General features: G+C 73.0%; 12 protein-coding genes. 5 read left to right on the top strand and 7 right to left on the bottom strand.

All coding sequences use genetic code 11. The annotated features are described in order from the left end of the window. Positions 1-3 precede the first annotated feature (3 nt). The 4 genes from ACTVZO_RS06205 to ACTVZO_RS06190 all read right to left on the bottom strand — a co-directional run bounded on the left by ACTVZO_RS06205 (position 4) and on the right by ACTVZO_RS06190 (position 5354). Complete coding sequence (locus ACTVZO_RS06205) at positions 4-1419, bottom strand: carotenoid oxygenase family protein (protein WP_443297414.1); 1416 nt, start codon at positions 1417-1419, stop codon at positions 4-6. A 136-nt stretch (positions 1420-1555) separates the two neighbouring features. Continuing rightward, positions 1556-3562: an AAA family ATPase gene (locus ACTVZO_RS06200; RefSeq protein WP_443297413.1), complete on the bottom strand. Its 2007-nt coding sequence runs from the start codon at positions 3560-3562 to the stop codon at positions 1556-1558. A gap of 90 nt (positions 3563-3652) precedes the next feature. Continuing rightward, positions 3653-4045, bottom strand: a complete 393-nt coding sequence (locus ACTVZO_RS06195) for a nuclear transport factor 2 family protein (protein ID WP_443297412.1) — start codon at positions 4043-4045, stop codon at positions 3653-3655. 67 nt (positions 4046-4112) lie between these two features. Continuing rightward, the gene (locus tag ACTVZO_RS06190; RefSeq protein WP_443297411.1) at positions 4113-5354 is read right to left on the bottom strand and encodes a cytochrome P450, cyclodipeptide synthase-associated; all 1242 of its coding nucleotides are present in this window, start codon (positions 5352-5354) and stop codon (positions 4113-4115) included. A gap of 560 nt (positions 5355-5914) precedes the next feature. Here ACTVZO_RS06190 and ACTVZO_RS06185 point away from each other — a divergent pair. From ACTVZO_RS06185 to ACTVZO_RS06165, 5 genes are all read left to right on the top strand, one after another. After that, complete coding sequence (locus ACTVZO_RS06185) at positions 5915-7531, top strand: MBL fold metallo-hydrolase (RefSeq protein ID WP_443297410.1); 1617 nt, start codon at positions 5915-5917, stop codon at positions 7529-7531. 120 nt (positions 7532-7651) lie between these two features. Further along, positions 7652-9442, top strand: a complete 1791-nt coding sequence (locus ACTVZO_RS06180; RefSeq protein ID WP_443297409.1) for an amino acid adenylation domain-containing protein — start codon at positions 7652-7654, stop codon at positions 9440-9442. Continuing rightward, positions 9439-11196, top strand: a complete 1758-nt coding sequence (locus tag ACTVZO_RS06175) for an NAD(P)/FAD-dependent oxidoreductase (protein ID WP_443297408.1) — start codon at positions 9439-9441, stop codon at positions 11194-11196. The genes ACTVZO_RS06180 and ACTVZO_RS06175 overlap by 4 nt, the downstream gene beginning before the upstream one ends. Before the next feature lie 316 nt (positions 11197-11512). Next, positions 11513-12613, top strand: coding sequence for a ribosome small subunit-dependent GTPase A (gene rsgA, locus ACTVZO_RS06170; RefSeq protein ID WP_443297407.1), 1101 nt, complete (start codon positions 11513-11515; stop codon positions 12611-12613). A 287-nt stretch (positions 12614-12900) separates the two neighbouring features. Then, positions 12901-15336: a non-ribosomal peptide synthetase gene (locus ACTVZO_RS06165; protein WP_443297406.1), complete on the top strand. Its 2436-nt coding sequence runs from the start codon at positions 12901-12903 to the stop codon at positions 15334-15336. A gap of 81 nt (positions 15337-15417) precedes the next feature. On the opposite strand, the gene gntD is transcribed toward ACTVZO_RS06165, so the two are convergent. The 3 genes from gntD to ACTVZO_RS06150 are packed head-to-tail and all read right to left on the bottom strand — an operon-like array spanning position 15418 to position 25261. Further along, a complete protein-coding gene (gene gntD / locus ACTVZO_RS06160) occupies positions 15418-16455 on the bottom strand; it encodes a guanitoxin biosynthesis L-enduracididine beta-hydroxylase GntD (protein WP_443297405.1) in 1038 nt (345 codons plus the stop codon). A gap of 36 nt (positions 16456-16491) precedes the next feature. Further along, the gene (locus ACTVZO_RS06155; RefSeq protein ID WP_443297404.1) at positions 16492-18144 is read right to left on the bottom strand and encodes a condensation domain-containing protein; all 1653 of its coding nucleotides are present in this window, start codon (positions 18142-18144) and stop codon (positions 16492-16494) included. Continuing rightward, positions 18134-25261: an amino acid adenylation domain-containing protein gene (locus ACTVZO_RS06150; RefSeq protein WP_443297403.1), complete on the bottom strand. Its 7128-nt coding sequence runs from the start codon at positions 25259-25261 to the stop codon at positions 18134-18136. Before ACTVZO_RS06150 ends, ACTVZO_RS06155 begins: the two co-directional genes overlap by 11 nt. Between the last annotated feature and the right edge of the window lie 68 nt (positions 25262-25329).

The raw sequence follows: 25329 nt of genomic DNA, 5'->3' as shown, positions 1-25329 counted from the left end.
GGTTCAGCCCGCGGCGGCTCCCAGGGCGCTGTCGGGGATCCAGGACCCGTGGATTCCGGCCGGCACCCGGTGGGGCAGGTGGACGGTGGCGATCCGGTCGAGGCCGGCGGCGTCGAGGACCAGGAGTTGCGAGGCGTCCTGTTTGAGGTCGGAGACCACGGTGAGCAGGTAGCCGTCGTCCTCGCACGTGGCGCGGGCGGCGGGGACGAAGACCGCCTCGCTCGGCAGCCGGGCGTCACCGGCCCGGTGGATGCGGCGGGCGCCGGTGACGCGGTCGTACTTGACGATTCCGTACCCGCCGAAACCCTTCTCGTCGGGGAAGGAGACGGCGTACTGGTAGCGGTTCTCGGCGCCCAGGTACTCCTCGTTGAGGGTGGGGAACTCCACCGGCAGGTCGTCGATGATCTGCTCGTCGACGCTGCCGGCGGCCAGGTCGACCACCCAGCGGCGGGTGTACGACCGGGCTGCGGGCTCGGTGCCGCGGCCGGGTGCGCCGGTCCACCAGTTCCAGGAGAGCCGGAAGCCCTCACGGTCGACGGTGGGCCCTTCCAGGACGATGCGGCCCCGGCCGTCCTCGTAGGCGTTGGCGACGTGCAGCAGGCTGCCGGGTTCGATGGACAGCCAGCGGACCCCCTGGACACCGTCGCCGCCGCGCGGCATGACACCGATACGGGCGGGCTGGGCATCACTCCAGGAGTACGGGATGCCGGAGTGCTCGGCCGGGTCGAAGGTGACGTTGCCTTCGACGAAGACCACGTGGTGGCGGGTGAGCGCGAAGTCGTGCTTGAGCGCGGCGGTGGCTCCCGGGATTTCGGCACTGTGGACGATCGCGCCCTTGGCGTCGGCGACGTGGTGGGTGAGGAAGGGAGGGAAGGGTGAGGAGCCGAAGAAGTGCAGCTCGCCGGTGACCGGGTCGGTCTTGGGGTGGGCGGTCATGGCGGTGCGGAGCTTGCCGTCGAAGTCGTGCGCGCCGACGGTCTCCAGATCGGGGGTGAGTTCGAAGGGGAGGTTCGCCTCGCAGAGGGCCAGCAGACGGCCCGCGTGCTCGATGACGTGGGTGCCGGCGGTGCTGGCGGTCAGGTCGGGGCCGCGGTCGGTCATGTACGGGGCGCCGTCCAGGGCGGGGGTGTGGACCCAGCGGTTGCGGTACCACTCGGCACGGCCCTCCCGCAGCCGGATCCCGTGCACCATCCCACTGCCCTTGAACCAGTGGGCGGGGGTGATGCCCGGCTTGGGATTGTGACTGTTACGGATCAGACGGCCGGTCAGCTCCGGGGGCAGGGAACCCTCCACGGTGAGCGCGGCGGCGGTGACCTCCTCGACGACGGGGGTGTAGTGACCGGTCAGGTACGGCTTCGCGGCAGCCGTGGCACAGGCCTCTCCTGCCGCCCGGTCGGTGCGTGTGCGTGCTGCGTTCATGCTCCACAGCCTCGTCCGCGGCGCCGTCCACTTTCCAGACCCGGACGGACCGGGCACTGTCCACTGCTGTCCACACCTGTCCACTCCACCCCACTCTCCACCCCACCGCGCCCCCTCCCCGCGGGGCGTGCTCCCGCTACCGGGGCCCGTGCAGCTCCCGCTCCCACAGGGCCTCGCAGAGCAGGTCCAGGCCCTGCCTCAGGTGGCGGCGGTAGGTGCCGTACGGGAGGCCGAGGCGGCGCGCGGCGGCCTCCTGGGTCGGCGCACCGGAGAGGTAGCCCGCCGTCACGGCCTCGCGGGCGCGCACTCCCCGCGGGTCACCGGCGAGGTCGTCCACGGCCTGCCGCAGCAACGCGCGCAACTCGTCGGCGGGCTCGTCGAAGTCCGCCGCGAGGCGGGCGCGCATCAGGGCGCAGGCGGCGAAGGCCCCCGCGTCGCGCCAGTGGCCCAGCGCCTCCCGTACCGCCTGGTCGAAGGAGGTACGCGAGACGGGCGACGGCCCCGACCGGGCGGGCACGTCCGCCTCGGTGGCCGCCATGAACCGCCGCAGCCACGTCTCCACGGGCACCTGGCGCCAGTCGACGGCGAACAGCCCGTAGTCGTGCGCCCCGACGCGCGGGCGCTCCCCGGTGTCGACGAGGGTCCCGCGGACGCGCTCCGCCCAGGTCTCGGCGTCCTGGTAGACGGCGAATCCGTACGCGCGGCCGCGGGCCCGGGCCGACTCGGCCTGGGCCCGTGAGCTGCTCAGGTCGATGACGCGCGACGGGACCTGGTACCGCTCGGGATACACCGAGAAACGGCTGATGCCGATGTGCTCGCCGGCGCCCACCGGATCGGTGGCGTCGGCGTACCGCCACGCGGCGGCCACGACCGGGTCGGTGGCCAGGTCCAGGGGGTCGGGAGGGGACGGCAGCGCCAGCCGGGCCGTGAACGCCACGATCCGGCCGGTGCTCACGAGCCGGTAGACGCTGAAGGCCTGCGGCTGGCGCCGCGCCCAGTACCGGACCAGCTCCGCCGAGGCGGCCCCTTCGGTCTCCTCGGCCATGCGCAGCACGACGTCGAGGTCGTCCGGGTGCAGGGGCCGGTCGTGCACCTCGTCCTCGCGGGACCAGGTGCGCAGCCGGGCCAGGGCCTCGCCCTCCCGGAAGAGGAAGAACAGCTCGTCGGTGACCGTCCACACGCGGTCCTCGGGTGCCTCGCGCAGCAGGCGCAGGTATTCGTCCGCCAGGCGCCTGCGCATCGCCTCGAACGCGTTGGGCGCCCGCCAGCGCAGGTCGGCGGCGAGCGTCTCGCGGGCGGCGTCGTGCGGATACAGGCCGCGCAGCGCGGACTCCATGAAGGGCAGGTCCCGCAGCCAGGAGAAGAGCAGGTGGGCGTCCTCCCCGGGCAGGACGGCGGCGAGCAGTTCCTCGGACGTGGAGTGCGCCTGCGCCGCCAGCTCCAGGGCGCGGCGGTGCGCCGCCGTGGGCACCTCGCCGATCAGGCCCGTCAGCAGGGTGCGCAGCACGTCCGCCGAGGGGGCCCAGATCTCCTGCCGGCCGCAGCCCTCGGATCCGGCCGCGGCCGCGAGCGACAGGGCCAGGGGGTTGCCTCCGGCGAAGCGCAGCACCCGGTCCCGCAGTTCGGGCCGGATCTCCGCCGCGGCCAGCAGGCGCCGGGCCTGCTCCTCGGAGAACGGCTCCAGCCCGGTCACGTGCAGAAGCCGGGACCAGGCGGGATCGGCGGCCCACTGCGGCTGCGGCGGGCGGCGCCCGGCCAGCACGACCAGGGTGTCGTCGGCGGCGCGCGGCAGGAACTGGTGCCACAGCCAGCCTTCCAGCCACTGGCAGTGCTCGAAGGAGTCCACGATGAGGACCGAGCCCGCGACGTTCAGGAAGGGGCCGGCGGCGCTCTCGAAATCGGCCGGGTCCCGGCTGACGAACCGGCCGTCGAGTTCGACCAGCTGCCGGCCCGCCGCACGGGCCTGGTCCGCCATGCGGCGCAGCAGCGTCGACTTGCCGATGCCGCCCGGCCCGTACACGTAGAACGCGAACGGCGCCTGCGGAGCGCCGGCCAAAGCCTCCTCGAACCGCCCGAGTTCCTCGTCGCGGCCCACGAAGGCCCGTACCCGCGCTCTGTTCAGTCTTTCCCCGACGGACGCCACAGCGGCTCCCCACCTCCTGGTTTTCGGAAAATGCGTACGCGGCGCGGCGGGGCCCGCACCGGACGGTGCTCCGTGCGGACCCCGCCGGCCTCATCTGACCGTGCCGAGGTTCCCGTCGTCGGGGTGGCCGTCGACGAGGAGGGTGGTCTCCTCGACGCGCCGGAAGCGGCCGTCGGGGGCCATCCGGGCGAAGAGGTAGACCTCGGTGCGGGAGACCCGCCCGTTCTCCAGGCGGACGGTGACGGTGTGGCGGTCCGCGTAGCGTGCTCCGTCGCGCAGCTCCTCGTGGACCTCGATGTGGCCGCCGCGGACCATCGAGCGCAGGCGGGCCATGTGCTGGGCGAAGCCGGCCCGGTCGCTCCACACGCCGTTGGTGCGCTGGCGGTAGTCGGGGGTGAAGTGCCGGTCGAGGGCTTCTTCGAGGTCGGGGACCGGCGTGAAGAGCAGGTCGTTGATGGCGCGGGTGATGTCGGTCGATGTCATGGAAGTGCCTTTGCCTGACGAACGGGTGGGACGTGACCATACCGGCGGGCGGAGCCGGGGAAGCGGGTCAGCCGAGGCCGGTGCCGCCTTTGCGGGCGGGGGTGAAGTCCAGCGGCAGGGCGACGGGGCCCCGGGTGTACAGGCCGGATTCCCGGTACCGGAAGCCGGGGCGGTAGCGGACCCGGTCGAGCAGGGGCAGGAGCATTCCGGCGACGGTATCGAGCTCGGCGCGTGCGAAGGCCGCGCCGACGCACTGGTGCAGTCCGCTGCCGAAGGCCAGGTGCTGGGCGGCCGCGGTGAACGAGCGGGCCGTGCCCAGGTCCGGGCGGTGGATGTCGAAGGTGTCCGGGTCGCTGAAGGCCCCCGGGTCGCGGTTGGCCGCGCCGATCATGCAGAAGACGGTGGCCCCCGCCGGTACGGTGCCCCCGCCGAACACGGTGTCCTCCTCGGCCTCGCGCGGGATGAGCTGCACCGGCGGGGTGTAGCGCAGGGTCTCGGCGATCGCGGCGGGCAGCAGGCCCGGGTCCCGGCGGACCTGCGCCAGCTGCTCCGGGTGGTCGATCAGGTGCTTGAAGAGCAGGGCGAGCGTCTTGTCGGCGGGCTCGGTGGCGGCGGCCAGCACGTTGATCACCAGCGCGGTCACCTCGCGGTCGCTCATGGCGATGCCGTCGAACCCGGCGGTGCACAGCTTGGAGATCAGGTCCTCGCCGGGGGCGCGGCGCCGCTGCTCGATGACGGGCCGCAGATGGGCCTCCAGCTGCTCGGCGCACTCCAGGCAGCGGCGGCGCCGCCCGGGGGTGAGGGCGAGGCTGGTGATGAACTCGGTGACCCCGGCGTTCCATTCGGCCACGCGTCGCCGGTCCCCGCTGTCCAGGCCGAGGACGTCCAGCGTCACGTGCACGGCGAGCGGCTTGCCGAAGTCGTTGACCAGGTCCATCCGGCCGCGCGGCAGGAAGGGCGCCATGAGTTCGGCGGCGTTGGCGCGTACGGCGCGTATGTGCTCTTCGAGGGCCTGGCCGGTGAAGGCCCGTACGACGATCTTCCGCTTGGCGGTGTGCTCGGCCCCGGTCATCTGGGCGAGGACCGGCCCGCGCATCACCGGCTCCGCGCGCACCTGCAGCGTCCGCGTGGTGAACGCCTCGTGGTCGGTCAGCACCCGCTTCACGTCCTCGTGGCGGGAGAGGAAGTAGCTGTCGATCGCCGGCTCGTAGTGCACCGGTGCCCGCTCCCTCAGGTGCGGGAACCAGCGGTAGGGGTCGGCGGCGAAGTCCTCGGACAGGACGCTGACATCGGGACTGACCACAGGCATGGGGGGACCTCTCGGCGTGCGCGGTGCGGACGGAGCCGGTCCCGTCAGAACCCGCCCGGGGGGCAGGACGAGCGAACGGGCGTGCAGGTTGCGTCCGTTGCGCACTCGAAGTCCGGGGTGCGGGCGGGCAGCACCGCCTCCGGCCGGGTCGCGCCCGGGCCGGCGCGGCCCCGGTGGGCACCGCTTCCGGCAGCCTCCGCTGAATGCATTCACGAATGCCGGCTCTCCGCCAAGACCCGCCGAATTAAGCCAGAGAAGCGTCCGGATCCATGAAATCCATGCCACCTGGAGTTCTCCTAGAGCCGCCCTGGGGTCCGCATTCAGAGAGGTGTCGAAGGGGTGAAATCAGACAACCGTCCTGCTAAATTGCCGGATTTATGAACTGTCGTTCGTGATAGACATGAAGAAATCCACGAGGCAAAGGGACTGGGCTCCCACCCTGCCGCACCCACCTCTCCTTCGGGACCCGGCCGGACACCCCGAGCCTTCCCGTCGGCGTGTGAACGCACGCGCACGCCGCGAACCCACCCACCGACATCATCGACAGTGAGGGAAACACCGTGCCCGCACACCAGAAGCTCTACCTCCGCCCGTCCGTGGTGGCCCAACCCCTGCTGCACCGCTGGTACGCGTGGCCCTACCTCCTGGCGCCCCACACCGGCGCGCTCAACCTGCGGGAACGCCTGCTGCCGATCGTGGACAGCTACCTGAAGGCACCCCACCTCCACGACGCGGTCACCTCCGACCCCAACCGCTACGGCGCGCCCTTCCTCGACCCCGACGGCGCCACCCGCGACGAGGTCCAGGCGGCCCGCGAGGCCATGGTCAAGGACGGCCAGGCCAAGCTTCAGCTCGCCGACGACATAGACGCACTGCGGACCCTGCTGCGGGAGCAGGCGCTCGGCGGCCCGATGGAGCCGGTCTACCCCCAGGTCCCGGACTCCCTGCGCGGGCGCGTCGAGCTGGTCTACGACACCGCCCACCGGCCCAACTTCCGCTTCTTCGAAGCGCTGATGTACGACTCGCCGGCGTACGAGCGCGAAGGCCAGTGCGTCTCCCTCACCGCCGCGCCGAGCCCCCAGCCCTTCGTGTACAGCAGCCCCGTCCTCCCGCGCCCCGACCGCCTGGACATCCAGCTGCCCTTCGACTCCCCGCTGTGGAACGAACTCTTCGGGGCGCGCCTCGACCCGGTCGACGTACCGGAGCTCGCACAGCGCCTCGGGATCGCCGACGCCGACCTCCCGGCCTTCACCGCGCTGTTCCACGACGCGCCGCCCGCGGAGCACACCCCGCCCGCGCCGGGAGACGTCCGGGTCCGCTACCTCAACCACGCGTCCGTGCTGATCGAGACCGGCTCCACGTCCGTCCTCCTCGACCCGGTCATCGGCTACACCGGCGACGGCCACGAGCACTACACCCTCGAAGACCTCCCGCGGCACATCGACGCCGTCGTCATCAGCCACTTCCACTCCGACCACTTCTCGCTCGAGACGCTGCTCCAGCTCCGCACGCGCATCGGGACGATCCTCGTGCCCCGGGCCTCCGGCGGATCGCTGTGCGACCCCAGCCTCAAGGCCATGCTCCAGGCCCTCGGCTTCTCCAACGTCCAGGAGCTGGCCGAGCTCGAGACCCACCGCGTGGCCGACCGGGTCGAGGTCACCGCCCTCCCCTTCGTGGGCGAGCACGCCGACCTGGACATCCGCACCAAGATGGTGCCCCTCGTCCAGGCCGGCGGCCGCAGGTTCCTCTTCGCCACCGACATCACCCCGCTCGAGCCCGCGCTGTTCGGCAACATCCCCGGCCTCACCGAGACCCCTCTCGACGCGCTCTTCATCGGCCTCGAATGCGTCGGAGCCCCGCTGAACTGGCTGTACGGGCCGATGCTGGAAGGCAAGCTCTCCCGCGAGCACAACAACGGGCGCCGGCTGAAGGGCAGCAACGCCGCCCAGGCCGACCAGCTCGCCCGGCAGCTGGGCGCCCGCCACGTCTACGCCTACGCCATGGGCCTCGAACCCTGGCTCAAGCACCTCACCGGCTCCGAGTACGACCCCGAGGCCGAACCGGTGCAGCAGGCCGGTGTCCTCACCCGGCTCAGCGCCGAACGCGGCATCACCGCCGAACTCCTGCGCGGCCAGGCCGAGCGCACCTGGCCCGTCGCCGACCCGGCGCGGCCGTAGTCCGGGCGGCGGTCCGCACGCGTCCCTTCACTCGAGTGTGAATAGAGGGCGCTTCCATCCGTGCGGGCTAGGCTCTGTCAATCGAGAAATCAACAATAATTCGGCAGGGGACGCTTGTTGATGAACCATCGCGATCCGAAGACCCTGACTTTCCTTTTCGAGGAATGCGCCAGAAGATTTTCGGGTCATACTGCCCTGGAATTCGAAGGCGAATTTCTGAGTTACGGCGAGTTGAATCGCAGGGCAAACAGACTGGCCCACCATCTGCGGGACACCGGCGGAGTCCGCCCCGACGACCGGGTGGCGATCCTCGTCCGGAATCCCCCGGACGTGATCATCGCCATGCTGGCCACCCTCAAGGCCGGCGGTGCCTACGTCCCGCTGGACCCCGACAACCCGCCGGCGGTGACCCAGCGGATCGTCGAGGACGTGGCACCCAGGGCCATGGTGGTCGAGTCGTCGGCTGCCGCCGGCGCGATGTTCTTCGACGGCGAGCTCTTCATCCTGGACGTCATGGGCGGCGCCCTCGACACGCCGGACTCCGATCCCGATCCGGTTGCCACCTCCTCCGACCTCGCGTACGTGGTGTACACATCGGGATCGACCGGGCGCCCCAAGGGCGTGGCCGTCGAACACCGCGCGATCGTCAACACGCTGACGTGGCGCAACTCCTATTACGGGTTCGGTCCGGACGACGTGACCCTGGCCATTCCGCGGCCGTCCTTCGACAGCGCCGTGGCGGACACCTTCTGCGCCCTCACCTCCGGTGCGCGTCTGCTCCTCCCGCGCCGGGACCGCATCACCGACCGGCGCTACCTGACCGGTCTGATGGAGGACCGGGACGTCACCCACTTCCTGATCACCCCGATGCTGTACAAGCGTCTCCTCGAAGGCATGGAAGCCCGCCGGCTGAAGTCCCTGCGGTGCGTCACGATCGCCGGTGAATGGTTCACCTCGGGTCTGACCCGGGAGCACTTCCTGCGCGTCCCGGAGGTGGACCTGTACAACGAGTACGGCCCCTCCGAGAACGCGGTCTGCTCCACGGTCCACCGTCTCGCGGCCACCGACGAGCGCGTGCTCATCGGCAAGCCGATCGACCACACCGAGGCCTTCGTCCTCGACGAGGACGGCGCGCCCGTGGCGGCCGACGGCATCGGAGAGCTCCACCTGGCCGGGGCGGGCCTGGCCCGGGGCTACCTGGGCGATCCGCGGCTGACCGCGGAGCGGTTCTTCACGCCGGACGCGCCGCCGGCCGCCGGGAAGCGCGTCTACCGCACCGGCGACATCGTCCGGCAGCACGCGAACGGCGACCTCGAGTTCATCGAGCGCCGGGACGGCCAGGTGAAGATCCGGGGCCGCCGGGTCGAGCTGGGCCACGTGGCCCGGGTCCTCTCGAGGGACGCCGAGATCGGCCACGTCCACGTACTGCGCCACGCCACCGACTCCGAGACGCCGCTCCTGCTCGCCTTCGTGCAGGGAGCCACCGGCCGCGACGTCGAACGGCTGACCGCCGTCGCGCAGGAGAACCTGCCGGAGTACATGGTCCCCTCGGCGATCATCCCGATCGACGCCGTGCCGCTCACCCGCCACGGCAAGATCGACGACAAGGCCCTGGTGGCCCTGTACGCGCAGGCCGCCGGCCAGGGCGCGACGGGCCCGGAGCCGACCACGGAAGCCGAGGCCGCGCTCCTGGAGATCTGGCAGGAGCTGTTCGCTCCCCTGCCGATCGGCCTGGACGACGACTTCCTGGACCTCGGCGGCGACTCCCTCAGCGTGATGGACCTGCTCTCCCGGGTGGAGACGCGGATCGGGGTCCAGCTCGACGTCTCGGACCCCTACACGGACCGGACCGTCCGGAGCCTCGCCCTCAACATCGAGAACCGACAGAACGACAAGGTGGGTACAAAGTGAGCAGGCAAAGCGGTACTGACTCCGTGTTCGGCGGTGTCGACTACGACGTGGTCATCGCGGGCGGCGGCCTGGCCGGGCTCTGCCTGGCCAAGCAGCTCAAGGACGCGCAGCCCGAGCTCTCCGTCCTCGTCTGCGAGCGCGAGCGCTCACCGATCCCGCTGTCTGCGCACAAGGTCGGCGAGTCCTCGGTCGAGGTGGGCGCGTACTACTTCCACCACGTCCTCGGCCTGTACGACTACCTGGAGGAGAACCACCTCGAGAAGCTGGGGCTCCGGTACTTCTACGGCGGTGGCTCGGGCCTCCAGGAGGAAGCCGAGTTCGGCGTCAACCGCTTCCTCCCGGCGAAGTCCTACCAGCTCAACCGCGGCTCCTTCGAGGAGCACCTGCGCGAGGTCGCGATCGCTGCCGGGGCCGAGCTGACGCAGGGCGTCAAGGTGCTCGACATCGAGCTCGGCGAGCAGGACGCCCCGCACCGGGTGACGTACCAGGCCGTCGACGAGGACGGCGCGGAGGCGATCGCCGTCACCTGCCGCTGGGTCGTCGACGCCACGGGCCGGCACCGGCTGCTCCAGCGCAAGCTCGACCTCACCAAGCGGTACCCCAAGCCCCACAACTCGGTCTGGTTCCGGCTCGAGGGCAAGCTCGACACCGACCAGGCGGTCGGCGCCGAGCACACCGGCTGGCACGACCGCATCACCGAACCGCGCTGGCAGTCCACCAACCACTTCATGTTCGAGGGCGGCTGGGTCTGGGCCATCCCGCTGGCCCCCAACCACACCAGCGTCGGCATCGTCGTGTCCGACGACCTCCACCCGGTCACCAAGTTCAACCGGATCGAGAAGGCCATCGACTTCGTCGCCGAGCGCGTTCCGGGCTTCGACCCCGCCATCCGCGAACTGCCGGTCCTCGACTTCCGCGTACTGAAGAACTACAGCCACTCCTCGCAGCAAATCTTCTCGCAGGACCGCTGGGCGTGCGTCGGCGACGCCGCGGTCTTCGCCGACCCCTACTACTCCGTCGGCTCGAACCTGATCGGCTACGCCAACAGCTTCGTGACCGAGATGGTCGGCCGGGACGTCAAGGAGTCCTTCGACGAGGGCTTCGTGCGGTACGCCAACCGCTGGTTCCTCTCGCTCGCCGAGGGGCTCACCCTCAACATCCAGGGTTCCTACGCCTTCCACGACAATGCCGTGATCATGTCGTTGAAGACCATCTGGGACTACTACGTCGGATGGTCCTTCTCCGACCCGCAGTTCTACGGCAAGACCTTCCTGGACGAGTCGGCGAGCACGACGCTCAGCGCGCTCGGCGCGCACGCGGTGGCCACCCAGGGCACCATCATGAACCTCTTCCAGGCATGGTCGCGCAATTACAGCGGCGTCTTCGCGTTCGACTACATCGACTACTACGACGACGTGCCCACCCTCGCCAGGCTCTTCGAGCAGAACCTGCCGGGTGACGGAATACCCGCCTTCGGTACGGTGCTCGCGAGCGTGCGCGACGGCCTGGAGCGCATCGAGGAGCTGGCCCACGTCATCTTCTACCTCGCGCTCGAAGACGCCCTTCCCGAGCGGCTCGAAGAGATCCGCTCGCGGGGCTGGCTCAACGTCTCGGCCCTGAGCCTGGACCCGGAACGCTGGGAGCGGGACGGGCTGTTCGCGCCCAAGAGCCGGCCCCGGCTCGACGAGGTCGAGGCCCTGGAGAAGGAGCTGCGGGCCCTGTACCGCAGCACCTCGGCGCCCGCCGGACAGTAGGACCGCGGCGCCCGCCCACCCGGGGCGAACCCCCGGGCGGGCGGGCGGGTACCGTCCCTGCGGCGGACCTCTTTTCCACATCTCGAGTTTCAATCCAGCGGTGCTTGAGTGGTGTTGCGGCCCAACCGGCGCTGTCGTAGCGTCAACTGCACTGAATGCCTCCGGCGTCGGAGCCAGCCGAGGTGGGCGACCCGCATGTCACCACCGTCGCGGCCGCGCCCGAAGAGCAGCCCCACTCCACCGCCCCTTGTTCAGCAGCCGGTGCGGCCCGACTCGCGTGCGCCGGCCGGAAACACCTCCCGAAGGGCTCATCGCGTTGCGTCACTCATCGACATCGGCTGATTCGATCTACCCGCGGCCGCTCGAGGCCTACGGATGGTCCCCCGAGCTCGACGATCAATTCGCCTCCGCCGCCGACGCCTCGTGGGTGCCCGGCCGGGTCATCCGGGTCGACCGGGGCCGCTGCGACGTCGTGATCGCCGACGGCGACACCGAGGTGACCGTCGTCCACGCCGACACCGGCCCGGTCGCGGACCCCGACCCCATGAAGATGCCCTGCACGGGCGACTGGGTGGCGGTCCGGATCAGCGCGGCCGGCACCTACGTCCAGACGCTGCTGCCGCGGCGCACGGCCATGGTCCGCTCCAGCGCCTCGCAGCGCTCCGAAGGCCAGGTGCTGGCCGCCAACATCGACACCATCGGTGTCGTCGTGGCCCTGGACACGGAGCCGGACCTCGGCCGGATCGAGCGCTTCCTCGCCCTCGCGTGGGAGAGCGGGGCGCAGCCGGTGATGGTCCTCACCAAGTCCGACCTCGCGGAGGACGCGGAGGGCGTCCGCGAGACGGTCGAGCAGGCCTCTCCCGGGGTCGACGTCCTGGTCGTCAGCGCCACCACCGACGACGGCATGGACATCCTCGCGGCCGTTCTGACGGGGACGAGCGTCCTGGTCGGACAGTCGGGCGCGGGCAAGTCCACCATCGCCAACGTACTGCTGGGCCGCTCCGTCATGGAGACCCAGCAGACCAGGAGCGACGGCAAGGGCCGCCACACCACGACGACCCGCGAGCTGATGCCCCTGCCGGGCGGCGGCGTGCTGATCGACACGCCCGGTATCCGCGGCGTGGGCCTCTACGACGCCGCCGACGGCCTCCAGCAGACGTTCTCGGAGATCGAGCAGCTCGCCGAGGACTGCCGGTTCCGGGACTGCGAGCACGTCGCGGAACCCGGCTGCGCGGTACAGGAGGCCATCGAGGACGGCATGCTGCAGCAGCGCCGCCTGGACAGCTACCACAAGCTGATCCGAGAGAACCAGTGGATCGCCTCGCGGAGCGATGCCCGCCTGCGGCAGGAGCGCCTCAAGGCGCTGAAGACGCAGGGCAAGGAAGGCATGGCCAACATGATCGCGAAGCGCGGCTGACGCGAGGCAACGGCCTGGCCGGAGCACCGGGCGCCCGAACCGCGGGCCGCCCGGCGCTCCGGCCCGACAAGTGCATGGGCACCCTGTGGTGTCAGCGGTGACCCGCGTACCGGCCCGGCCACGGCCCGCCGGTACGCGGTCCGTTCGCGTCCCACCTCGGTGACGGGTGTGCCCGCACGTGCCCGATGCGGTGTTCGAGATCCATGGCGCTCCCTGTGCGCCGTGCAGAACACCTCTTGGCCGACGGGCAGTTGTCTTCATTCGTCCTCGAGCAAGGAAATGTGCCCATGACGTCCGACTCTGTTGTGCCCGCCACCACGATCCGCCCCCGCCGCACGTCTGCCGAGCGGCCGGCGCCGGCCCACGCCAGACTCGCGCTGACCGCGTCCGCCGCCGACGGCCTGGCCAAGGTCTCCGGCGGGCGCCCCCTGGAGGAACTGGTCGCCCTCACCGCGGCGGCGGCAGTGGTGGTCGGTGCGGCGGAGCACACCGACGAACCGGTGGTGGCCGTGTCCGGCCCGGCCGGGCCGGTGCTGTCCGGGACCGGGCTCGCCGCCCGGTCCACCGTCGGCGACCTCATACGGGCCGCCGACGCCTCCCTCCGCTCGGCGCCCGTGGTGGCCGACGCGCAGGCGGAACTCGCCGGCGCCCTCCTGGTCCGCTCGGCCCGGGTCGGCGGCCCCGCCGCCGGCGCCCCCCGGCCGGACGTCATCGAGCTGGTGCTGACCGAGCCCGGTGCCGACGGCGTGCGCGAACTCGTCGCCGAGGCCGGACCGGACCGCGCCGAGACCTGGTTCCTGGACGTCCTGCTGCGGTCGGTGTCCCGTGTCCTGGCCGGGTTCAGCGATCCGCACGCCCCCGCCGCCGCGCTGCCCACGGCCGCGGCCGACGACGTGGCGGCGGCCACCGCCCTCGGCCGGCGCGGCTTCGAACCGCAGGGCGTCCCCACGACGCTGACGGCGCCGATCGAGGAGACGGTCCGCGCGAACCCGGACCGCACCGCCGTCGTCGCCGGTGCCCGGACCCTGACGTACGGCGAGTTCTGGCAGGCGGCGCAGGCCGTGGCGGCGCGCCTGCACACGGCGGGCATCGGACGGGGACACCGGGTCGGTGTGCTCACCGGCAAGACGGTCCACGCCGTGCCGGCGATCGTCGGCACCCTCCTCGCGGGCGCGGCCTACGTACCGCTCGACCCCAGGTCACCCGCCGCCAGGCTGGCCGAGATCCTCGACGACGCGGAGTGCGCGGCCGTCCTCGCCGCGCCCGACCTGCTCGCCGGGCTGCCCGCCGGCCTCACCGCCCCGGTCATCGACATCCAGGCCGCGGCCACCGGCCCCGCCCCCGCCCCCGGCCACGAGCCGGACCGGTCCGGTCCGCTCCCGGACGACCTCGCGTACGTCGTGTACACCTCGGGGTCGACCGGCAGGCCCAAGGGCGTGGAGATCCGGCACCGCGCCATCGCGAGCTACGTGCAGTGGAAGCTGCGCAACCACGGGTTCGACGCCGGCACCAGGCTCCTGCAACTGCCGTCGCTGGCCTTCGACAGCTCGGTCGCCGACCTGTTCCCGGTCCTGGCCTCCGGCGGGCGCCTCGTCCTCGCCGACACCCACCAGCTGCTGCCGCGTCAGCTGGCCGAGCTGGCGGAAGAGCACCGCGTCACCCACCTCACGACCGTCCCCAGCCTCTACCGGGTCCTGCTCGGCGAACTCCCGCGCGCCGCGGCCTCGCTGCGCGCGATCACGGTGGCCGGCGAGGCCACGACGCCCGATCTGGTGCGCCGCCACCACGAGCTGCTGCCCGCGGTCAGGCTGATCAACGAGTACGGACCGACGGAGAGTTCGGTGGGCGCGACGGCCTTCGACCACGGCACGGCCGCGGGCCCCGGCTTCCCGATCGGGTGGCCCATCGCCAATACCGTCGCCACCGTGACCGGCGCCGACGGACGGGTCCTGCCGACCGGGTTCGTCGGAGAGCTCAGGCTGGCGGGACACGGCCTCGCGGACGGGTACCGCAACCGGCCGGAGCTGACGGAGGCGGTGTTCGTGGCCGACGCCGAGGCGCCCGGCGGGCGGAGCTACCGCACGGGAGACCTCGTCTGGTGGCGCCCGGACGGCATGCTGGAGTTCACCGGGCGGGCCGACGACCAGGTGAAGATACGCGGCCACCGGGTGGAGCCCGGTGAAGTGGAGAGCGTGCTGGGCCTGCTGCCGGGCGTCCACCAGGCGGCGGTCGCCGTGGTGAGCGGCCCCGACGGCGCTCCGGCGCTGGCGGCCTGGCTGGAAGCCGTGGACACCACGGTGGAGGAGATCAGGGCGGGGGCCAACGCCGCACTGCCGCCCGCCATGGTGCCGACCACCCTCGCGCTGATCGACGCGCTGCCCCGGATGGTGAGCGGCAAGATCGACCGGGGCGCCCTGGTGCGCCTCGCCGAGACCGCCGCCACCCCGGCACCGGCGCCCTCCCCGTCGCCCACGGCAGCGGAAGGCGACGGGCTGGAGGCGAAGGTCGGGGCGATCTTCGAGGAGGTGCTCGCCGTCGGACCGGTCGCTCCCGACGCCGACTTCTTCGACGAGGGCGGACACAGCCTGCTCGCGATCTCCGTGATCGACTCCATCGAGAAGCAGCTGGGCGTCAGCGTCGACATGGGCGACTTCTTCGCCACCCCCACCGTCCGCGAGGTCGCCGAACTGATCCGCAAGGCCGAGCCGGCCCAGGTGGCGTAACCGCGCCGGCCGGCCACGCACTGTGCCCCGGGGCTTTCGCCCCGGGGCACAGTGCGTGGTGTCGCGGTGTGCGCTCGCCGGCTAGCCGATCAGACGCGAGCCGACGGACCGGCGCATGGCACGGGACTTGCGCAGGTCGTGGGTGACGTTGACCCGCTTGAGCCAGCGGTCCGTGCCGTCGTAGCGCGCCTCGAACGCGCTACGGCTGTGCACCACCCGGTGGTTGTTCATGAAGACGCAGCTCCCGGCCTCGAGCGGGCAGTCGGTCAGGCCCGCGTCGAGCAGCTCCGCCGCCGCCGCGAAGGCCCGTACGGCCTCGGGGTCGTCCGAGGGCGCCGACATGTGCGTGGCGTCGAAGCACAGCAGCGGGTGGGACCGGGAGCCGGTCAGCATGGGCACCGTGCCGAGCCCGTCGATGAGGCGCGCGATGTTCTCGAAGACCAGCCGGTCCTCGTCGGTGCGCACCGTGTTGTTCTCCGGCAGGTGCGACGTGTCGGGGACGATGTGGAACCGGCTCTGGAACAGGACGTCGAGGACGTCCTGCGGCAGCACCGTGAAGTCCGCCTCCGCGACGGTCACCGGCACGGAGTCCGGATTGCGCAGCGCCGACAGGATGATGTAGTCGGCGCGGTGGGGGTGGAAGGCGTCCTCGGTGTGCAGGGTCAGCGGTGTCTTGCTGCCCGTGCCGAGCAGCTCGTGTTCGTACTGGCGGATCGGGAACACGTCGTTGACCAGGTGCCCGTCCTGCTGGGTGGCCCAGCCGAACGGTTCCCCGAGCAGCGAGCCGTAGAGGAGCACGAGGATCTCCTCGGGCAGCTCGTGGTGGATCCGCGTCTCGTCCTTCCAGTGCGCGGGCGTGGGCCCGATGCGCTCGTCGTCCACGAGATGGCCGTTGACCGCGCAGAAGCCGCGGGCCTGGTCGAGGGAGAAGGCCCGCAGGAAGCGCCGGACCCGGACGGGCAGCTCGTCGGTGAGCAACGGCAGCTCCTGGAGCAGCCGTTCGTCGTCGGCCGCGCGGTACTGCCCGGCCAGGCGCAGGGTCAGGTCGGACACCTGCCGGGCCTCGGCCGCGGTCAGCCGCAGCTCGGTCACGGTCTGGGGCTCGATGGACGTGGTCATGGTTGGTCTCCTCGGGTGCAGGGGCGACAGGTCGGGTCAGGCATCGAACCGGAAGCCGCCGAAGGCCCGGTGCTCCGGCGCCGCTTCGGGTGCGGGCTCCGCGGGGTCCCGCAGCAGGCGGGCCACCTCGTCCTCGAGCCGCCGGGCCATCCGCTCGGCGGTGTCCTCGGCGTAGCGCCCGGTGTCGTACTGGAGCCACAGCCGCATGCCGTCCGCGTGTTCCACGAACTGGAAGGACAGCTCGAACATGCCGACGCGCTGGGGTATCGGCCCGCCGCGCAGGGCGATGCCGTCCGGCGCACACGGTCCGGTGTCGATACGGGGATACAGGGCCACCCACACGTCGAAGAACGGCGGCCGGCCGGGGGACCGCGGTGGCGCGAGCGCCGCCACGAGCGTGTCGAAGGGCACCTCGCTGTGGTCCACCGCGTCCACCGTGCGCCGTGCGACCTGCCCGACGAGCTCGTCCGCAGTCGCCCCGTCCCGGACGTCGAGGCGCAGCGGGACGGTCGCGACGTGGAAGCCGACCGCGTCGTTCGCGCCGAGCCGGGCCCGCCGGTCCACGGGGGTGCCCAGGCAGATGTCCGTGCCGCCCGTGATCCCGGCCAGAGTACGGGCGACGGCGGCGGCCAGCGGCACGAAGGATCCCGCGTGGTGCCGCCGGCCCAGCAGCGTCAGCTGCCGCTGTACGTCCGGGCCGATCTCCCGCACGGCGATGGCGGTGGCGCTGCCGGCCCGCCGCGTCCGCGGGCCGCGCACGGGCAGGGGCAGCGGCGCCGGAGGCGGCAGGAGGACGTCGCGCCAGTGGTCGAGCGCGGCCTCGTGGCCGGCCGGGCGGTGGGCGGGCCGGTCCTCGGACGGTCCGGCGGTGGCCGGGTCCGCGTAGGCGGCCACGAGCTGGGTGGCGAGGATCTCCAGGCTGCGTCCGTCGCACACGAGGTGGTCCGCGAGCAGCAGCAGCGACCACCGGGCGTCGGCGCGCAGGAACAGGGTGGTCCGGGTGAGCGGGCCGGTCGACGGGTCGAACGGCACCGCGAGGCGCTCGTCCACCAGGGAGTCGAACCGGGCGTCGTCCGGCTCCTCCCCGCGCAGGTCGACGACCTCCAGCGGCGGCAGCTCGTCCGTGAGCAGCGCCCGCGGCTCGCCCTGGGCCTCGACGAAGACGGTCCGCAGGGCCGGGTGGCGCCGGGCCAGGGAGGCCCACGCCGCCGTCAGCCGGTCCACGTCCACGGCGCCCTCGCCGTCCAGCAGACAGGGCACGGTGTAGGCCCCGGAGTCGCCGTCGCCGCGCTGCCGCTCCAGCCACAGCCAGCGCGCGGCTTCGGCGGCCTCGGTGCCGGGCAGCGCCGTGCCCGACTGCCGGCGCGTGGCCGAGGGGGCCGAGGGGGCTGACGGGGCGGCGGGTTCGGCGGCTGCGGGGACGAGCTCGGCCAGCTGCGCCGCGAGCAGTGCGGGCGTGGCGGCGTCGAAGACGTCCCGTACGCGGACCCGTAAGCCGAAGGCCACTTCCACGGCCACGGCGAGGTCCAGGGCGGACAGGCTGTGTCCGCCGGCGACGAAGAAGTCGGTGTCCGCGGTGACATCGTCCACTTCGAGTGCCGTGGCGAACAGCTCGCACAGCCGCTGGGTCAGGTCGGGTCCGGTGACGGTCGCGTCGTCCCGGTGCCCGAGGGCGGTGTCAGAAGTCATAGTGGGTGTCGCTCCAAGCAGAGCCGGATGCGGACGGCTCGGGGGTCGGGGGCACGGTCGGTGAGGGAAGGCCGACGGGTACCGGGGGCCGGCCCGTGGCCAGGGCGTCCAGTACCGCGGCGACGTGGTCGGCGTAGGCGCCGGCCTCCGTCTCGTCGAGCAGGTTGTCGTCGTAGGTGAGGTCGAGGTGGAGGGTGTCGCCCTTGACGCGTGCGTACAGCCACAGGTCACTCGTGGCCGGCAGATCGTCGACCAGCAGGTCCTCGACCACATGGCTGTCGGGGCGCAGGCCCGCGTTCTCCCAGCTCACGCCCAGGTCGAGCAGCAGGCTGCGGCCCGGCGCCGCGCGCAGCGCAAGTCGCTGCGCCAGCACGTCGAACGGCAGCCGGGAGTGCTCGTAGGCCTCGGCGATCCCGATCTGGACCCGGGGCAGCAACGCACGTCCGGTCACCGCCTCGTCCAGCGTGATCCGCAGGGCCACCGCGTTGACCAGGTAGCCGATCAGCGCGTCGGCCTCGGGCCGGTCGCGCAGGCCCGCGGCGAAACCGACGACGAGGTCGGTGGCCCGGGTGCGCTGGTGCACGGTGAGGGCGAACGCCGTGACCACCTGTGCGAACGGGGTCCCGGGTGCGCCCCGGAGCACGGCCGCGGGCAGGGACCGGTGGACCAGCCCGGTGCGGCCCCGGCGGCCCCGGCGGCGGGCCGGGTCCACGGGGTCGGGCCCCGCCGTGACACCGCGCAGGCGCTCCCGCCAGAACTCCACGTCGAGCTCCGCCTCGGGCCCGGCCAGCCACTCCTGCTCCTCGCGCACCCACTCCTGGTAGGTGTACTCGAGCCGGGGCAGCCGGGCCGGTTCGCCCGCGACGGCGCGCTCGTACGCGGTGAACAGGTCCTCCAGCAGCACGTCGACGCTCGCGCCGTCGTAGATCAGGTGGTGTGCGGTGACCGTGAGCAGGTCACCGCCGACGGGACCCGAGAGCAGCCGCACTTCGAACAGCGGAGCCTTCTCCAGGTCGAAGCTGACCCGCCGGGCGTCGCGCAGCGCGGCCGCGACCTCGGGCCCCGAGGGGTCCGCGCCGGGCAGGTCCACGACGACCAGCGGCGGGCCGTCCGGGAGCCGGTCCAGCACGGTCAGCTCCGCGTCCGTGCCCCGGGGCAGGACCTGGGCCCGCAGCATGTCCTGGCGTTCCACGACGGCGTCGAGGGCGGTGCGCAGCGCGCCGGCGTCGATCCGGCGGCCCAGCCGGACCAGGTCGGAGATGACGAAGGTGTCCGAGCCCGCCCATCGCGAGGTCAGCCAGACGCGGCGCTGTGCCCGCGACAGCGGGAGGAACCCGCGCTCGGCGGTCTCCTCGATGCTCTCCTCGGCGCTCTCCTCGGTGCTCTCCTTCGAGGGTGCCTCCACGGCCGCCCCGGGCTCCGCCCCTGCTTGCGCCGACTGCCCGTCCAGCGCCGCGGTCAGCGTGGCCACGGTCTGGAAGGTGAAGACGGCGCCCACCTTGACGTGCAGGGCGTGCGCGATGCGGGCCGCGGCCAGGCTGTGCCCGCCCATCTCGAACAGGTTGCCGTCCGGGTCCGTGACGGGACGCCCCAGGACCTGCGTCCACACGTCGGCGACGCGCTGTTCGGCCGGGGTGAACGGCCGGGCGGCGGCGGAGGACTCCGCGGCGGCCAGGGCCTCGTCGGGCGCGGGCAGCGCCCGGCGGTCGAGTTTGCCGCCGGCCGCCACCGGGAGGACGGGCAGGCGTACGAAGGCCGCGGGCATCATGTAGGCGGGCAGCCGCGCCGCGAGGTGGCGGCGGAGCTCCGCCTGGTCCGTCTCGCCGACCACGTAGGCGACCAGGCGCGGTTCGGGCCCGGCCGTCGGGAGTACGGCGGCGTTGCGCAGACCGGGGGCTTCGGCGAGGACCGCGGCCACCTCGTTCGGCTCGACCCGGTTGCCGCGGATCTTGAGCTGGTCGTCGGCACGGCCCAGGTACTCCAGGCGTCCGTCCGGCAGCCGCCGGGCCAGGTCGCCGGTGCGGTACATGCGCTCGCCGGGCCGTACCCGGCTGTCCGTGAAGCGGGCGGAGGTCAGCTCGGCGTCGCCGAGGTAGCCGCGGGCCAGGCCCGCCCCGCCGATGCACAGCTCGCCCGGAGCGCCCAGCGGCACCAGATGGCCCCGCTCGTCGAGCAGGTCCACCCACTTCCCGGGCAGCGGACGGCCGATGGAGGCGTCGCCGGCGGCCGTCCCGGACCGGGTGTCCGGCACGGCGGCGTCCGGTGCGTCCGGTGCGTCCCGCGTGTCCACCGGCTCCACCGTGGTCACCACGCTGTCCTCGGCCGGACCGTACTCGTTGAACAGCCGCACACCGGGGAGGAGTTCCGCATGCCGGGCGACGAGCGCCCGGGTGACCCGCTCACCGCCGAGGACGACCTCGCGCACCTCGCGGAACGCCGGGCCGACCTCGTCGAGCAGCATCTGGTAGAGACTCGGCACGATCAGCACGTGGCGGATCGGGTGCTGCCGCATCACCGCGGCCACGTCCTGCGGCGTGAGCAGCTGCTCCCGGGTGACGATCACCATGGGCGCGCCGGAACCGAGCGCGCTGAACACGTCGGCGATGCCCGCGTCGGCATGGATCGGGTCGACCTGGAGGACCGCGCCGGTCGCGTCGAGTCCGTAGTAGCCGATGCGGAACCGGACGGAGTTGACGATGCCGCGGTGCTCGACCATGACGCCCTTGGGCGTCCCGGTGGAGCCGGAGGTGTACACCACGTACGCGAGGTCGGCGGGGCCCGCGGGACGCGGGGCCGCCGGCTCGTCGCGGACCGCGGCGGACCCGGGCGCCTCGCCGACGGTCACCGTGGGCACGCCCTCGCCGGCCGTGGTCGGCGTGAACTCCGCCGAGGTGACGGCGGCGACCGCCCCGCTGTCGCGGAGCACCCGGGCCAGCCGGGCCGGCGACTGCTGCGGATCGAGGGGGAGGAACGCCGAACCGGTCTTGAGGACCGCGAGCAGCGCGACCGGCATCCACGCGGAGCGCTCGCACAGCACCGCGACCACGCGGTCGGGTCCGGTCGGCGCGACCGCGGCGATCCGGGCGGCCAGGGCGTCGGCGAGGCCGTCCAGTTCGCGGTAGGTCAGGACACGGTCGCCGCAGACGACGGCCCGTCCCCCGGGCGTGCGCCGCACCTGCTCGTCCACGAGGTCCAGCAGGGTGCCCGTGGTGTGCCCGTCGGAGGGGCTCTCCCCGGTACCGGCCGCGATGAGTTCGTCGTGCTGCGCGCCGGGCAGCTGGGGGGCCGTGCCGACTGGGGCCCCGGGGGCCTCGGTCAGAGCGGCCAGGAGGTGGTCCAGCCGGCCGGCGAGCCGCTGCGCGGTCCCCGCGTCGAGCACGTCCTCGCGGTAGGTGACCGCCACCTCGATGGGCCGGCCCGGGCCGGGTTCGCCGAAGCTGAAGCAGAGGTCGAAGCCCTCCGCACCGCTGTCCAGCCGGATGTGCTCGGCCGCCGGGCCCTCCTCGGTGCCCAGCGGGTCCGTACCGGAGACGGCGGCCTCGACCAGCACGTCGAAGAGCGGATTGCGTCCCGTGATCCGTTCGCGCCCCAACGCCTCCACGAGGTTCTCGAAGGGGTACTCCTCGTGGGCGCGGACCTCCCGAGCGTGCGCCGCCACGGCCGCGACCACATCGGTGAAACCGAGCTCCGGCCCGACCGGGGTGCGCAGCGCCACCGTGTTGACGAACAGCCCGACCGAGTCGGCCAGTTCGGGGCGGTCGCGGCCCGAGACGACCGTGCCGAGCACGATGTCGCCGGCCCCGCTCCAGCGCAGCAGAAGGACACGGACGGCGGCGACCATCACCGTGAAGGAGGTGGTCCCGAGCCGTCGGCACAGGTCCTGTACGGACCGGGTCGTGCCTTCGCCGAGGGTCAGCCGGACCGTGCCCGCCGCCGAACGGCGCTCCGCCGGCCGGTGCCGGTCGAGCGGCAGGTCGACGCTCGGCGCGCCGTCCAGGGTGCGCCGCCAGAACGCGGCGCTCCGCGCATCGTCCCCGCGGGCCCGCTCACCGAGCGCGTACGCGCCGTACTGCGTGGGCTCCGCCACCTGCTGCCTGCCGGCCAGGAACCGCTGGAGGTCGCGCAGGATCACCGCGAACGACCAGCCGTCGCAGACGCTGTGGTGGACGGAGAGCAGGAGCGTGCCGCCGGGCCGCCCGTCCTCGACCAGCCAGTGCGCACGCAGCAGGGGCCCCTCGGCCGGGTCGAACACGTGGCGCTGCTCCGCGTCGGCGATGCTCCGCAGCAGACCGGCGGCGCCCTCGGCGTCCGTACGGTGGACCCGCAGTCCGGGCCGGGCCCGCTCGGGAGCCAGCACGACCTGGCTCAGGCCGTCGGGGTCGGTGCGGAACACGGTGCGCAGGGCCTGGTGCCTGCGCACCGTCCGCTCCAGGGCGTCCGCCACGTCCGCCGCCCCGTGGGAGCCGGGCAGCCGGAAGGCCTCCACCATGTTGTACGGGCGCAGTTCCCCGCCCTCGTACTGCTCGAGGAACCACATGCGGCGCTGGGCGTTGCTCGCGGGCACGGGGTCCGGGGTCTCGGGCCACGGTGCCCGGGCGGCGGTTTCCGTGATCCCCTCGGCCGCGGCGCGGCGCAGCAGGGCGCCGAGCCCTTCGGGGGTGCGGGCGGTGAACACGTCGCGGACGGTGATCGCGCCGCCGCCGGCGGCAGCGCCGAGCCGGCCCGCGAGGACGGCGGCGGTGAGGCTGTGGCCGCCCGCCGCGAAGAGGTCCTCGTCCCCGGCGCGCGGCGCGCTGCCGAGTACGTCGGCCCAGATCCGGGCGGCGGTGCGGTCGGCTTCGTCGTCGGGCTGCCAGACCTGCCCGTCCAGGCCCGCCACATGGGCCGTGATGGCCATGCGGTCGATCTTGCCGTGCAGGGTGACGGGCAGTTCGTCGAAGCGCAGGATGCGGCCCGGGACCATGTAGCCGGGCAGGCGCTGCTCCAGCCGGCGGCGTACGTCGGCCGGTTCGAGACCCTGGTCCGAGGTGTAGACGGCCACGACGGTCGGCGGCCCGGACGGGGCGGTGAAGGGCAGGACCGTGGCGGAGACGACGCCCGCGACGGAGCTGAGGGAGGCCTCGACCTCGCCGAGCTCGACCCGGTTGCCGTGGATCTGGATCTGGTTGTCCCGGCGGCCCAGGAAGACCAGCTCGCCCCGGTGGTTCCAGCGGCCGAAGTCGCCGGTGCGGAACACCCGGACGCCGGGGTGCGCGGGGAGCTCGCAGAACCGCCCCGGGCCGGTCGGTTCCTCGTCGGCGTAGCCGCGGGCCACACCGGGGCCGAGCACGTGGATCTCGCCGGGGATGCCGGGCGGTGCGTGGTCCCCGTGGGGGGTGAGCAGCAGCACGCCGAAGCCCTCGGTGGGCCTGCCGACCGGGACGGTGGTCAACTCGGGGAAGGCGGATCCGGGGCAGGTGAAGGTGGTCGCCTCGATGGTGGCCTCGGTGGGCCCGTACAGGTTGCCGAAGGTGCCCACGCGCAGTCGGTCCGCCAGCCGGGGCAGGAGGCCCGCCGGTATCTCGTCGCCGCCCAGCAGGCAGATGCGGACGTCCTCGGCGGCTCCCGCGGGCAGCCCTTCGGCCATCACGGCGAGCAGCGAGGGCACGCAGTTGACGACGTTGACGCGCAGGCGCCGCGTCGCCGCCCAGAACTCCGCGGGCGAGAGGGTCTGGGGCGAGCCCATGACCGCCACGCAGCCACCCGCGGCGAGGGTCGTGAAGATCTGATAGGTCAGGGCGTCGGAGGTCACCGCCGACAGCAGGGCGCACCGGATCTCCTCGTCGAAGCCGAGCAGCCGCCCCGAGGTGAGGGTCTTGTGGGCGAGCTGACGGTGGGTGAGCGCCACCGGGCGGGGGAGGCCGGTCGATCCGGAGGTGAAGAACAGGATGGCCTCGTCGTCGGGACCCGGTCCGGGCGCCGTCCCGGGGCCGTCGGCGGCGGCCGCGGCGGCCAGGGCCTGCGGGGACACCACTGGCAGGGCCACGTCACCGGGCAGTTCGTCCGCAGCGGAGACGACGCAGACGGCTCCGCTCAGGCGCAGCTGACGGGCGACCCGCTCCGGCGGGTGCGAGGGGTCGAGGGGGACCATCGAGGCGCCGGCGCGCAGTACCGCCAGGACGGCCAGCACGAGTTCGGGGCTCTTGGGCAGCAGCAGCGCGACCCGGTCGCCCGGCTTCACGCCGTGGTCGAGGGTGAGCGACCGCGCGGCGCGCGACGCGCGCAGCGCCAGCTCCCGGTGGCTCCACACGACCTCGCCGTCGGACACCGCCTCGCGGTCCGGGAAGAGTTCCGCGGCCTCGTCGACGATGCCGGTGAGGGTCGCGTCGGCGAACTCCGCCACGACCGGCAGGCCCGACCACCGCTCCAGTTCGGCGCGCTGCGCGGGACCGAGCACGTCCAGCTCCGCGGCCGGCAGCCGGGGTGAGCGGCCGAGTTCCGCCAGAGCCGCCGCCGTGCAGCGGAGCAGCGCCGCCGCGGCCACCGGGAGCTCGCCGTCGGCCTCGGCGGTCAGGGTCAGCCCGCCGCCGGTCCGGCGCAGGGTCAGGCACAGGCCGACGGGATCCAGCAGCTTGCCGCCCGCGTCCTCGCACACGACGCCGAGCCGGCCGAGAGCCGGGCCCACGGGCACGCCGGCGAGTCCCAGACGGGAGGCGACCGTCTCCCGGTCGGGCCAGGCGAGCGGCAGGGCGGATTCGAACTCGGTGTGCAGGGCCGTAAGGAAGGCCGAGGCCGGAGCCTCGCGGTCGAGGGGAGCGCAGAGCGCGAGCTCGCGCGGCACCGCGTCCGCGACGGCCGCGGCGCCCGCTCCGGGCGACTCGGTGGGCACGGGAACCAGGACCACGTGCCGGGGGTCCCCGTCGAACGCGGCCAGCGCGAGCCGGGTGGCCGCGACGGTCAGCAGCAGGAGGCCGGTCGCGTCGCCCCCCGTCAGGGCGTCCAGCCGCTCGGTGACCGCGGGTTCCAGGACGCATTCCGGCGCGTCCCCGTCCGGGGACACGACATCCAGGAACGGAACTCCGCAGCCGGCCGCCAAGCGGGCGAGCCAGGATTCACTCAGGGCATTGTCACTCAGCATTTTGTACGCTCACCCAATACCTTCGATGGTTCTGAAGAACTTGACGGCACCTTAAGATCCTGCGCAAG

It is taken from the genome of Streptomyces sp. IBSNAI002, assembly GCF_052244475.1.
Lineage (GTDB): Bacteria > Actinomycetota > Actinomycetes > Streptomycetales > Streptomycetaceae > Streptomyces.
Note: the sequence above shows the minus strand (reverse complement) of the source record. Positions and strands in the feature narration are given on the sequence as shown.

Bases quoted from the DNA above. Each gene is read 5' to 3' on its own strand.
- ACTVZO_RS06190 (WP_443297411.1), bottom strand. From the start codon at position 5,354: ATGCCTGTGGTCAGTCCCGATGTCAGCGTCCTGTCCGAGGACTTCGCC.
- gntD (WP_443297405.1), bottom strand. From the start codon at position 16,455: ATGACCACGTCCATCGAGCCCCAGACCGTGACCGAGCTGCGGCTGACC.
- ACTVZO_RS06155 (WP_443297404.1), bottom strand. From the start codon at position 18,144: ATGACTTCTGACACCGCCCTCGGGCACCGGGACGACGCGACCGTCACC.
- ACTVZO_RS06150 (WP_443297403.1), bottom strand. From the start codon at position 25,261: ATGCTGAGTGACAATGCCCTGAGTGAATCCTGGCTCGCCCGCTTGGCG.
- ACTVZO_RS06205 (WP_443297414.1), bottom strand. From the start codon at position 1,419: ATGAACGCAGCACGCACACGCACCGACCGGGCGGCAGGAGAGGCCTGT.
- ACTVZO_RS06195 (WP_443297412.1), bottom strand. From the start codon at position 4,045: ATGACATCGACCGACATCACCCGCGCCATCAACGACCTGCTCTTCACG.
- ACTVZO_RS06180 (WP_443297409.1), top strand. From the start codon at position 7,652: ATGAACCATCGCGATCCGAAGACCCTGACTTTCCTTTTCGAGGAATGC.
- ACTVZO_RS06165 (WP_443297406.1), top strand. From the start codon at position 12,901: ATGACGTCCGACTCTGTTGTGCCCGCCACCACGATCCGCCCCCGCCGC.